Genomic DNA, 13,655 nt, shown 5'->3' on the forward strand with positions numbered 1-13,655 from the left:
TTGAAACATTTGCCGTCATTTCAATACCTTCAGCGTTTTGCCGGGTATTGGGATGGCGGCAAATAGTTTTAAGGCAAATGATCATCTATAAATGAGTGTAATATTACCAGAAGCGAAGACTACTCAACTGGAGGCATCATTGTTTCTCAGAAAAACACTGCAATAATTATCTATATAAAAAGAAGACCTGCGCACTGCGCAGGCCTTATAAAACGCCAGTATCCCCTCTGGTGTACATCAATATGTCGCACATATTAAGCAGTATTTAGCAAAACCCGAAATTCACATTATTTCACACTGTCACCAATTGTTCCAGGCGCGGATAATCTGTGTAGCCTCTTTCGCCGGGCGTGTAAAAAGTAGATGGATCGGGTGTATTAAGCGCGGCATTTTTTTCGAACCTTTCCGGCAAATCGGGATTAGCGATAAACAGCTTACCATATACAATGGCATCGGCTCCGTCTTTTGCCAGTAATGCTTCACCGGATTCTTTTGTAAAACCACCGTTGGCAAAATAGATGCCTTTATAAACCGGGCGCAGGAATTCGTGCCAATCAATGTTTATTGCAGGTGGAACAGCAAGGGCAACATGGAGATAGGCCAGGTTCCGGCTGTTTAATTCGTTGACGATATATGGATAAAACTCTTTTGCATTGGCATCCTCCATATCGTGAAGGGGAACGCTGGGTGAAAGTCTTATGCCTACTCTTTCCGAACCGATACCCGCAGTAATTGCATCTACGGTTTCAAACAAAAATCTCGCTCGTTTTTCATCACTTCCACCATATTCGTCGGTTCGTAAATTTGAATTGGTGCCTAAAAACTGATGAATAAGATAGCCGTATGCAGCATGCAGCTCCACACCATCAAACCCGGCTGCTATCGCGTTTTTCGCTGCAGTTGCAAAATCATTGATGGTTTGTTTGATTTCTTCAGTGGTCAATTCGCGCGGCGCTACTAAATCCTTCAATCCATCCTTGGTATAATTTTGCCATTTTGCAGCAATGGCGCTTGCCGAAACAGGCTGCGCATTTCCAGGCAGAAAATCGGGCAAGGAAAGCCGCCCGGTGTGATAGAGCTGCATAAATATTTTACCCCCTTTTTTGTGAACCGCATCGGTCACGGTTTTCCAGCTTTCGATTTGTTCGGAGGTGTATATTCCGGGGGTGTTATCATTAGCTTTTGTCATTGACGAAATGTTGACCGCTTCTGTAATCAACAGGCCTGCGGAAGCGCGTTGGGCGTAATATGCTGCTGCAATATCCGATTGGTTACCCGCATCATCTGCACGACCTCTGGTCATCGGCGCCATCACTATCCGGTTTTTTAATGCAAAGCTTTCGGTTTTTAATGGCTCAAAAAATGTTGTCATATTGTTTTTATTTTGTTGAGATAGAAAAATCAGCCCGGACTCATCTTTAAAGCACGCTATCAACCTTTAGATTGAAGCCGTTCCATTTCTTTCGTCAGGGTTTTCTTTTCTGATATGGACTTTGTCAGGTTTATGGCGCTGTTGTAATGAGCGATAGCTTTATCAACGTCTATATCTGCATATAAATAGCCAAGTAAAGCATAGTAATAATTAATTTCACTCAGGTTTAGTTTTTCCGCTTCTTTTATTGCCTGTTCGTTTCCATAAACTTTTGCGAAGGCAAATGTCCTGTTCAATGCTGTTATTGGAGAATATTCCATCAGGATAAGCTGATTGTACAGGTGTAAAATATGTCCCCATTTATTATTATCCGTAGGGGTAGTATGCCAATAAGCAATGCCCGCTTCCAAATGGTATTTTGAAATTTCGTTTCCTGAACAGGCATTAACCAGATAATAATTACCTTTTTCGATTAGTTCCTTACTCCACAAGTTTTTATCCTGCTGTTCATACAAAATAGTCTCTCCCACGTCATTCGCCCTTGCATCAAGCCTTGAGCTTTGAAAACACATTAAAGCAAGCAATGCATTGGCTTTAGTGGTATTTGTCAATGGGTTTTCAATCAAAATAAGCGCAAGCCTGATAGCTTCTGAACAAAGGTCCTTTCGTATTAAATGATTGTTCGACCTGGAAGAATAACCCTCATTAAACAACAGGTATAAGGTCCTTAAAACCGCATCATGCCTTGACTGCAGCGCTGCTTTCTCCAATAACTTAATTTGGAAATTATCGTTGCGAAGGTTTGTCCTTGCTCTCAGCAGCCGTTTTTTTATGGTTTCCTTTTTTGAAAGAAACGCATCAGCAATTTCTTCCACACTGAACCCGCAAAGGATTTGAAGCGCCAGGCAGATTTGTGTTTCAGTTGAGTTGGTTGGATTACAAACAGCAAAGATCATCGCCAACTGGCTGTCGGTAATTGTTTGCTGTGTAAAATCAAAGTCCTGCTCAGCTTGAAATTCGCTCACTTCAATGGCCCCTTTAACCTGTGTTTCAAAAATCGTAAGCCGTTTGAGATAATCTTTGGTTTTATTTTTAGCAACCATATAAAGCCAGGCCGTTGGGTTTTCAGGTATGCCATTTATGCCCCACACTTCCGTTGCTTTTAAAAATGTTTCACTGGCAATGTCTTCGGCAATTTCAATGTGTTGCAGACCAAAATGACGACACAGCACAGCCGTCATTTTGGCGTACTCCAACCTGAACAGGTGAGGTAGCAACTCATTGTTTGATGTAGCCTTTTCTCCCATTAGCGCTAATTGTTATTCATCGCGTTTTATCACTTCTCTTACTTCCACGCTGCCGCCAATTTTGAAGATGGGGTTAGCTTTTGCGAACTCAATTGCTTCTTCAATATTGGCAGTTTTTACAATCACGTAACCACTGATAAACTCCTTTATTTCCGTGTAAGGGCCATCAGTGACTATATTATCGGGTTTCACGGTTTTTGCGCTGCTAAGAGATAATGTATTTCCTTTGTCGGCCAGTTTGTTTTGGGCTGCAATGCTTCCCAGCCAATTCATCCTTTCCTGCATTTGTTCAGGCGAGGGCTTCACATCGGAATTGTTGCTTAGTCTGAAGATTAATACGAACTCTTTCATTTTTATAAGTTTTACTGTTATGTACTAATAACGATTGGAAGTCCGGGACGGGGACAAATGACTTCCATTTTTTTTGATGTATGTAAATTAAACAAATATCATTGTACAAAAGCAAATGGCAAACTATAACGTGTGGTGCTGTTGAAAACAAAAATAGCCGGCTGGAGTAGCCGGCTATAGAAATATTATTGTCCAATTATTAGATTCAGATATAACTAAAAAAAATAAAACACTGTTGGATTAAACTTTCAGGAATACCTTCTGTTTATACATAAAATACAAGAACAACCACTTTAAAAATACGAGGGAGATACAGAGCGCCACTGCACCAAAGGGATCGCCCATTAACTGCCCAAGCCATTTAAAAAATACGTTATTGGTATAATTCCAGTCGAAAAAGTGAGCGGAAATGTAAATGAGGATAGAGTTCATTCCAATAACCCGAAAGAAGAATGCCCATCTTTTATATCCTGCAATATCAATAACATAATAAAAAAGCGCGAGCAACAACAAGCTTATACCTCCTACCTGCAGGACAAATGAACTGGTCCACAGATTTTTATTGATGGGAAAGTCGAGGTTCCATAACTGTGCCAGTACCAAAAAAGCCACTCCTGTAACAGCCATCAAACCCACTTTCTTTACCGGGAGCATAGTACTGTTCCGTAATAAATTACCGGTAAGAATTCCCAACATGGCGGTGCTGATGGCCGGGAAGGTAGAGGCAAATCCCTCCGGATCGTGGATGCCCAGATACAATTTACCAGGAACAATGCAGCGATCCAGGTACGATGCGAAATTCCCTTCCATGGTAAGATCGCCTGGTGAAAACCCGGGCGCCGATGTAAACTTTAGCAGCAACCAATAAGCTACCAGGATCCTGGCGAACCAGATCATTTGCGTCCGTTCCTTTGTATACAAATAAATGATATTGGCGAACATATAAGCTAAGCCGATCCGGCCCAATACACTACAAAACCGTATCTGTGAGATAGGCTGCAGTTGCAGGCCATTATTGTAAATGATCCCCAGCAACACCAGGATCAACCCCCTTTTTATCACACGCCATAGGAGCCAGTTCCGGCTTTTGCCTTTCTCCAACTCACGACCGACAGAATACGGCGTTGAAACGCCGGCCATAAACAGGAAAAGCGGGAAAATGAGATCATAAAAATGGAACCCATTCCAATCGGGATGCTCGAGCTGTACTGCTATCCCGCCCCAGAAAGGCGACCCCGTTGCTTTTGCCACCTCGTGGAAGATGGAGCCCCCGCCCATAATCCAGAACATATCAAATCCCCGGAGGGCATCTAATGAGTAAAGCCGGCCTCTCTTTTCACCGTCACCGGTTATTGCCGCAGATACTTCTCCGGATTGCACTGGAAATGTTGTTAATGTGCTCATTAATGATTCATTGTTGAAGAGATCAAACGATTAATTTTATAAATCCAAATGATTTTGGCAGCATGCGGCATACAAACTAATAAAAATGAAATTAATTTTTTTTTAAATTAATTCCGTTGGGTAATTATAAATCCTCCAGCTGCTTAAAATTTATCAAATGTTATCGTTGCCGGTAATTTATATTGCACAACCTGCTCTTTACTTAGCTAAGGATTTTTTACCTCCATAATAAAAAATTACTTATTTTCGTAGTTCAATACCCACCTTACATTTCTTCTCAAGACTTAAGCCTGATAATATTATTTTAACCAGTAAATCCAATTCCTGACATTGTGCTAACTAAGGGCTGACATTGTGGTAACCTTGTGGTAAGAATATTGGGTAATATTGTATCATTGGCAGCACTGTCACAGCAAAATGATATCCGCCTTCATCAAAAGAGTAATACGACTTTTCTATTCCCCATAACCTCATGATGGTGGCTTTGTAGCAAACATCCATGTCGGGATTGCCCAGCTACTGCGTTTTAACATGAAGAATAATTTAGAGATGATGAGAACGAATCTCTGGAAATTTCATAGCATTTGCAATGTTACTGCAGGAATTTAAAAGAAAAAGCTAAACCCATGTACAGCATGGAGTTTAGCTTTACTATCAGAGGACCGTTTTCACCATCAATTTCAATGCGAATTTTCAATCCGATCCAATATCTGCTGAATAACAGTTGCATTATGTTCCAGGTTTTCTGAAGCCTTTAACATCTCTATATGCTCTCCGTTGCCTTCGTAAATCAGGTAATTTCCGGTTGTTGAGTTCTCCCAGTCATAGGTTGAAATCCTGCCGGTCGTTTCTCCGTTTTTAATAAGGTGTATATTGGCACTAATGGTCCCATCATTTATTATTTCAAAAAGATATTTTGAATAACCGTTAGCATCATTTACCAACCCGTTCATAACATCCTCATCCACTGCAGGAAGCTTATTTTTTTCGAATGCAGCTTCAATTTCCTGCCTGATTTTATCCTTATCAATTTCTCCCGATTCTTTTTTATTGGATCTTCTTACTGCATCAATTATAATGATATCAGATACCTGGTGCCCGTTTTTGATCAATTCTTTGGCTACTTCAAAAGCTAAATGACCTCCTCCTGAATAACCGAACAGAATATATGGTCCTTTTCTTTGTATTTTTTCTATCAATTCCAGGTAAATATCAAGCCTGTTCTCTTCATCAATATAATTGAAACTGTAGACGGAATGCGAAGTGATTAATTTTGATAACTGTGCATATACCAACCCCTGACCCAACCTGGGAGGAAACATCATCACATGCTTATCCTTTTTATCATTTAATAAGCCCCAATATTTATTCATCGGGTCAAGCGCCTCTGGTATTTTTTCTGTCAGTATAGCTGCTAATGAAGCCAGTACAGGATGTTCAAACAGATCAAGCAAAGAGAGATTAGCATGTAGCAACCTGTTCATTTTTGAAATTGCAGAAATCGCTACCAGGGAATGTCCACCCAATTGGAAAAAATCATCATAAACACCTACCTTATCCACCTCCAATAATTGCTGCCAGATATCGGCCAATACCTGTTCTGTTTGATTACGGGGCGCAACGTACATCTGTGCCGAAAGTGTTCCAGCGTCAGGGTCTGGCAAGGCATTCTTATCGATCTTACCATTAGCTGTCAACGGCAGCTTCTCAAGCTCCAGGAGTAACAAAGGCACCATATATTCTGGCAACCTGCTTCTTAGATAAGTGAAAATCGCTTCCCTGTCAAAATCGTCATTTGGTACCACAAAGCCAATCAATCTTTTCTGGCCGCTGCTATCAGGCTTTGCCACTACTATTGCCTGATTTACCAGGCTACATTCCTGCAGCACATGCTCAATTTCATTTAACTCAATGCGATAACCACGGATCTTCACCTGTTCGTCTAACCTTCCCAGGTACTCGATATTGCCATCAGGCAGCCAACGTCCAATATCACCGGTACGGTAAATACGGTCATAGGTATCCGGGCAATAAGGGTTTTGAATAAATTTCTCTGCTGTTAATCCCACCTGATTCAAATAACCCATAGCCACACCTGCACCGGCAACGCATATTTCCCCCGGTACACCAACAGGGCATAAACTTCCATACTTATCGCGCATGTATACACGCACATTCGGGATTGGTTTGCCTATTGTAATATTATTCTCCCTGATAGGGTTATCAGACATTGTGATGCATACCGTATTTTCAGTTGGTCCATAAGCATTGATCAAACGAACTCCCTGCGATTGAATATATACCCCATCTTCCCGATTAAGTGCTTCTCCTGCTGATACAATCGTTTTAATGTTCCTAAGTGCCTCCTTCATAATATGCTGATAAGAAGGTGGCAAAGTAATAATATCTACTGCCTCTTTATTTATCAATACATTGAAACGACTTGCTGATAAAAGATCAGCCTTTTCCGGTAAAATAAGGCATCCCCCGCTTAACAGTGTAACAAATATTTCAGAGCAGGATGCATCAAAACCAAATGAAGAAAACTGCAAAGTTTTCATTCCTGGTATTAAATCAAATACGGCAGCCTGACTTAAAGCCAGATTTACCAGGCCCCTATGCGCCAGCATTACGCCTTTGGGCTTACCCGTACTGCCTGATGTATAAATTACATAGGCCAGGTGATGAGGGCCAGGAAATGAAGTCTTCGCAGTAATTGGATGCTTGTTAATGAGCGGCCAGTCGTCATCCAGAATTATTATATCTGCCCCTCTCAGTATATTTTCCAAAAAGGGTTTGCAGGCATTGCTGCTTATTACCAAAGGAGCAGCGGTATCTGTAAGTATATGGCTGATGCGCTCTGACGGATAATCCGGATCAATTGGCACATACGCGCCTCCCGCTTTCATGATTCCTATAATGCCTATAATCATTTCCAGCGACCGCTCTATGCAGATGGGAACAAGTATTTCTGTTAGTACTCCGTTATTGCGCAGGTAATGTGCCAGCTGGTTTGATCGTTCATCCAGTTCGCGGTAGCTTAATGTTTTACCTGCAAATACCACCGCTGTTGCATCGGGTGTACGAAGCGCCTGTTCTGCAAACAAATCAACAACTGTCTTTCCTGCTGTGGAAGGATAGTCCACTGTTGTGTTATTAAATACAACCTTCAGCTGATTTAACTCTTCTACAGGTATAATTTCATTTCTATTAATTGGTTCGCGATAATTATGCAGGTATTTCCTGATTACGGCATCAAAATAATTATGCAATTCTAATAAGGATTTGCCACATTTTAATTCTCTTTTAAGAGAATATCTGATTATCGCCCGGTTACCAGTGATATTGATATTACAATTCAGGTTTGTATTTACATCTCCATAACTCATTACACCCTGTAATTCCTCATCTTCAAGAACAGACAGTCCTTCGTCCAGGTTGTCATATACGTGAAAATTTACGAAGCCAAACAAGGCATCAAAAAATGGATTTTCTCCTAAAAACTGTTCCCCTGTAATTCTGCTTATTTCAAAAAGGCTGATCCTGTCTCTTTTTTTCATTTCTACCAGCTTTTTCTCAATTTGTTCGAAATACTTTTCCCATGTGAGTAGGGATTCATCCAGTTTAAAGCGGAAAGGGATTGTATTTAGAAAGCACCCAAGCACTTTTTCCCCATCCTCTTTCAAAGGTCTGCCATTAGCAACCAATCCAAGGGTTATATCATCCTCATTTGTAAGCATACTAAGCGTATATAGAAACGCACCGAAAAATAAACCTTTAAGAGAAATGTTATCTCTGTCCGTGCGCCGCTTTAACTCCCCGAGGTAAGCAGGATCGAAAGTTTGGAGCAGCCGCTGTTGATCTGCTTTATCAGATGTTATGTCCAGGCGTTTATATTCATGCAATTCATTTTTCCAGAATGCCCTGTTAGCAGCATTTCTTTTTTCGGCAATATTCTCAATCACGTAATCTTTGTAGGTACACTTTAAAGGTGGCAGTGCAGGCTGCACTGGTTGCGCTTTCAGTGACAGGTAAAGGTTATTCAGTTCTGTATTAAAAGAAGCATCACTCCAGCCGTCTATGATCGCATGATGGCATTGAAATAAAAAAGCAGTACTGTTTTGCAGGTTAAAAACAGTTGCACGCCATAACCGGTCTACACCAATTTTAAAAGGTGTGGCACGTTCTTTTTCAAGATATGTTTCTATTCCCCTTTTTGCATCTGCATTATCGTTATCAGACAAGTCGATATAATCTATTTTGACAGGCATTTCTTTATATACAATCTGTACGCCTTCCATATGCAAGTCTGAGTTAAACACAGTCCTCAAAATAGTGTGTTTCTGCACCATCAATGCCAAAGCCTTTTCCAGCACAGGAACATCAAGATCTTTAGACAACATGTATCCTGCCTGGTTGTGATAAACACCTAGCTCAGGGTTCTTCAGTGCTGCATACACCATTCCACTCTGGATATCACTCATCGGATAAATATCTTCTATCAGGCTGGCATCAGGAATATTTTTCAAAAGGGAGTCTTTCAGCGCAGTAATTTCTGCCGCTACTTTTTTTACTTCTCCTTCTGCTGCTGCATTATCTACTGGTGACGCTGCGTTAATTAATGCGGCTATCTGTTCCATTGTAGCAGCATTATATACATCTGCCAGGTTAACGGATTGATTAAATGTGCTACGCAGCCGGCTAATTAATTTAATGATCAGGATAGAATCGCCACCTAGTTTGAAGAAATTATCCTGCATGCCGATATGGTCTTCTTCCAGTATTTCCTTACAAATATCAATTAGCTTTTGCTCTGTTTCATTACGGGGTGGAATATACGCATTAGCCGTCCATTCATTTGCATCAACATCAGGCAATGCCTGCTTGTTTATTTTACCATTTGCTGTTAACGGCATTTTTTCCAACGTAATAACCAAAGATGGAATCATGTATTCCGGTAGTTTACTTTTGAGATAAGACAGCATTACTTCTCTGTCGAAATCCTTCCCCGGTACCACATAAGCAATCAACCGTAAGTTATTACTGCTTTGATTCGCATCATTTTTTCTTCTGGCCAATACTACTGCCTGGTTAACCGAATCACATTGCCTCAACACACTTTCTATCTCTCCTAATTCCACCCGGTAACCATGAATTTTTACCTGGTCATCTCTACGCCCTATAAATACAATATTTCCATCTGGCAAGTATTTTACAAAATCTCCGGTACGATATAGTCTCCCTTTTGCAACAGGTGAAAAAGGATTTGCTATAAAACGGTCACCTGTTAATGGCTGGTTATTTAAGTACCCTTGTGCCACACCGGCACCACCTATGTATAGTTCTCCGGGAACGCCTACCGGGCATAGCTGCATTGCTTCGTTCAATATATAGATACGGGTATCAGAGAACGGTTTACCAATAGGAATATTTTGCTGATATTCAAGATCATCCGTGACTATATGCAGCAATTTTCCTATAGTCGTTTCAGTTGGGCCATAATGGTTCGCAATTGTACAGTTGCTACCGGATAACCGGATATCTGCTATTATCTCATAAGGTAATACCTCGCCACCAAATATCAGCAACTTTACCGGCAGCAATAATTTTCCTGGTTCTGACAGGACTTTCCAATGAGATGGCACTATTTTTATACAATCCAATGGATTACGCTTCAGATACCTGTGCATAACATCACTATCATTAATCGCAGTTTTTGAAAGCACATGTAAGCTGCCGCCTGATGCGAGCGCACCAAATAATACTGTATTCCCAAGATCTGTGGCAATGCTTGATAGTAGCCCGAAAGAACGGCATTGATCTATAGGCAGCGTGGCTTTTAAACCGGATAGATAATCAAACAGGTTTGCATGCGTGATCATCACACCCTTAGGCTTACCTGTACTACCAGAGGTATATATTACATAGGCCAGGCTATCCGGAGCAGGCATTTCCGGCATCGCCCCGGGTGTAAGACAGCTAATATTAGTCTGGTTACTATCCAATAGTATAATATTTGCTGTTGTTATACCTGACAATTTAGAAGCACTGGCATTACTGCTTAATATTACAGTTGCAGCCGTATCGGCCAGCATATAATTGATCCGTTCTACCTGGGGCAGATAATCCGGATCAACCGGCACATATGTACCTCCTGCTTTTAAAATTCCCAATATACCAACAATCATATTCAATGACCGTTCTATACAAAGCGGCACCAATGCTCCTTTTTCAACTCCCTGGCTATGCAGGTAATATGCAAGCTGATTAGAACGTTCATCCAGTTCTTTATAGGTCAGCACACTATCTTCAAATACAATTGCCACAGCATCCGGTACCTCCTGTACTTGTGAAAAGAATAGATCTAAAAATGTAAGATCTCTGCGAAATGAGCCCCCTGCAGCTATTTCATTAAACGATTCCAGTAACTGCTGTTCTTCTGATGCAGTTAACATTTGTAATACACTTACCTGCTGATATGGATTCTTTACGATTGACTGTAATAATTGAATATAATGCCCTCCTATCCTGTTAATTGTTGCCTCGTTAAACAAATCTCTACGGTATGAGATACTTATATGTAAACCATCGTCCTTATCAGTGATGGAAAAAGTGATATCAAATTTAGCGGCGATATGGTCAACCTCTTCTCCGGAGAATATTATATCTCCCAAACGAAGAGACGGCGCATCCTGCACATTCTGCATTACAAACATCACCTGGAATAAAGGGTTTCTACTGATATCCCTGTCTTTAACTACTGCATCCACTACTTTTTCAAATGGTACGTCCTGGTGATTATAAGCTTCAAGCGTAGTTGTTTTTACCTGTTGCAATAAGGATATGAAAGATGGAAAATTACTCAGGTCACTCCGTAGCGTGAGGCTATTGACAAAGCAGCCTATCAGTTCTTCCACTTCTTGTTGCTGACGACCGGCAGTGGAACAGCCTATACATATATCAGTTTGTCCGCAATAACGGTACAGCAATACTTTTAAGGCAGTTACCAGCGTCATGAATAATGTTGCACCCTCCTGGTCCGATAATTTTTTTAGCTGTCCGGACAAATTATTACCCAGCCCGAATCTTTTAACTGTTCCCTGACTGTTTTGTGTTACCAGGCGTTTATAATCAACTGGTAACTGCAAGGTGGTGATATCCGCCAGTTTATCTTTCCAATAGGCAAGTTTTTGTTCCATCAATGCTCCTGATAAATACGCCCGCTGCCAGATCGCATAGTCGGCATATTGAATCGCAGGCAGCGGCAACTGCGCAGGAACTCCTTCTATATATGCATTGTAAAAACCGGCCAGCTCTTTTACGATAATGCCGGCAGACCACGCATCTGACGCGATATGATGCAGTGTGATCACAAGTATATGCTCCCGGGCCCCCAATACTATTAAATGCGCCCGCAACATGTGATCAGCCGATAAATCAAAGGGACGGATGATCAGCGATTCAATACAGGCGTGCAGCAAGGTCTCGTCCTCTCTATAAGCTGCAACATCTATGATTTCCAGTTGCCAGCTATCTTTGTCCTGTATCTGCTGATAAGCGATGCCGGATTCCTGCACTATAACAGTACGCAGCACTTCATGACGGTTTACTATCGTCTGTAGTGCATAAGACAAACCCTCCCGGTTTAACGAACCTTGCAACCGTAAAGTATGCGGTATGTGATAATGTACACTGCCTTCCAGCTGATCTATAAACCACAAACGTTCCTGGCTATACGATAATGGAATGCGCCCGGGCCTTTCATACGCTGTTACTGCCGGCACTACGGCAAAAGCCGAACGGGCATTCACCTGGGCCAGCAGGGAGGAGATCGTTGGATATTCAAATATTTCACCTATAGACACTTCCAGGTTCAGTCTTTTCCGGATGGATGATATCACCCGTATCGCCAGTAATGAGTGGCCTCCCAACGAAAAGAAATTATCGTATAGCCCTACACGTGCTACCTCCAGCAACTCAGACCAGATCCCTGCCACCTCCTGCTCCTGCGCTGTTACAGGTGCTACATAATCTTGTTGTGATAACGGCACTTCCCGGTCAGGTAAGGATTTACGGTCTATCTTACCATTGGCCAGCAATGGAAAATGCGGCAACTCCACCAATACCGATGGTACCATATAGCCTGGTAAACGCTCCTGCAGCCACAAGAACGCCTCTTCTCTATCAAACCCTGGTTTTACCACTACATACCCAATCAAACGCCTGTTGCTGCCATTATCTCCACTGGCAGTCACCACCGCCTGATCCACCTGTTCCAGTTGCTGTAATACCCGCGCTATCTCTCCTAATTCAACCCGGTAACCACGGATCCTGACCTGGTCATCGCTGCGACCAAGAAAAACGATATCTCCCTCAGGTGAATATTTTACAAGATCACCGGTACGATATAGCTTAGCTCCGCTGCCGGGACTAAAAGGATCGGCTATAAAACGTTCATCTGTTAACACCTGGTTATTCAGATACCCACGTGCAACTCCGGCGCCTCCTATGTACAGTTCACCCGGAGCGCCCGCAGCGCACCACTGAGACGAGCCATTTAATATATAAATTTTTGTATCCGAAAACGGCTTCCCAATTGGTACATAGTGCTGATAAGTATCTCTATCTGTAACTACATGTAACAATTTTCCTATAGTCGTTTCCGTTGGACCATAATGATTCACCACGGTACAGCGGCTACCGGACGACCGGATACGATCAATTACTGCTACTTCCAGGGATTCACCCCCGAATATCAACAGCTGTTGCGGCAACAATAAACGTTCTGCCGATAAGGCCTTCCAGTGCGACGGTACTATTTTTATACAATCAATATCGTGGGTCGAAAAATAATCAGCAAGGATATCACCATCATTAATCGCTGCTTTCGAAAACAAGTGCAGGCATCCGCCCCAGGCCAGTGCACTGAATAAAACAGTATTCCCAAGATCTGTGGCAATGCTTGACAACAGCCCGAAAGAACGGCAACAATCTATCGACAGCGAGGCTTTTAAACCGGATAAATAATCGGACAGGTTCGCATGGGTGATCATCACACCTTTGGGTGTACCCGTGCTGCCGGAAGTATAAATTACATACAACAGCTGCGCTGAGGTGGGCCGCGGTAATGCAGTGGCTATATCTGCCCTGCTGAGGAGCGCCTGGTCTCCATCCAGTGAAATGACCTGCACGGAAGCAGGTAGTTTATCACGACAGCCTTC

General features: G+C 42.1%; 5 protein-coding genes. All 5 read right to left on the reverse strand.

Going from position 1 to position 13,655, the window contains the following annotated elements; genetic code table 11:
- Positions 1-292: 292 nt before the first annotated feature.
- The 5 genes from CLV51_RS27610 to CLV51_RS27630 all read right to left on the reverse strand — a co-directional run bounded on the left by CLV51_RS27610 (position 293) and on the right by CLV51_RS27630 (position 13,625).
- A complete protein-coding gene (locus tag CLV51_RS27610; RefSeq protein WP_106531351.1) occupies positions 293-1,372 on the reverse strand; it encodes an alkene reductase in 1,080 nt (359 codons plus the stop codon).
- Between the two features lie 59 nt (positions 1,373-1,431).
- Positions 1,432-2,679 carry an RNA polymerase sigma factor gene (locus tag CLV51_RS27615; protein ID WP_211302139.1) on the reverse strand — a complete coding sequence of 416 codons (1,248 nt, stop codon included), beginning with the start codon at positions 2,677-2,679 and terminating at the stop codon, positions 1,432-1,434.
- A 12-nt stretch (positions 2,680-2,691) separates the two neighbouring features.
- Positions 2,692-3,030 carry a YciI family protein gene (locus CLV51_RS27620; protein WP_106531352.1) on the reverse strand — a complete coding sequence of 113 codons (339 nt, stop codon included), beginning with the start codon at positions 3,028-3,030 and terminating at the stop codon, positions 2,692-2,694.
- A gap of 240 nt (positions 3,031-3,270) precedes the next feature.
- A complete protein-coding gene (locus CLV51_RS27625; protein ID WP_106531353.1) occupies positions 3,271-4,434 on the reverse strand; it encodes an acyltransferase family protein in 1,164 nt (387 codons plus the stop codon).
- Between the two features lie 680 nt (positions 4,435-5,114).
- Complete coding sequence (locus CLV51_RS27630) at positions 5,115-13,625, reverse strand: non-ribosomal peptide synthetase (RefSeq protein WP_106531354.1); 8,511 nt, start codon at positions 13,623-13,625, stop codon at positions 5,115-5,117.
- Between the last annotated feature and the right edge of the window lie 30 nt (positions 13,626-13,655).

The sequence above is a fragment of the Chitinophaga niastensis genome (assembly GCF_003014755.1).
GTDB lineage: Bacteria > Bacteroidota > Bacteroidia > Chitinophagales > Chitinophagaceae > Chitinophaga > Chitinophaga niastensis.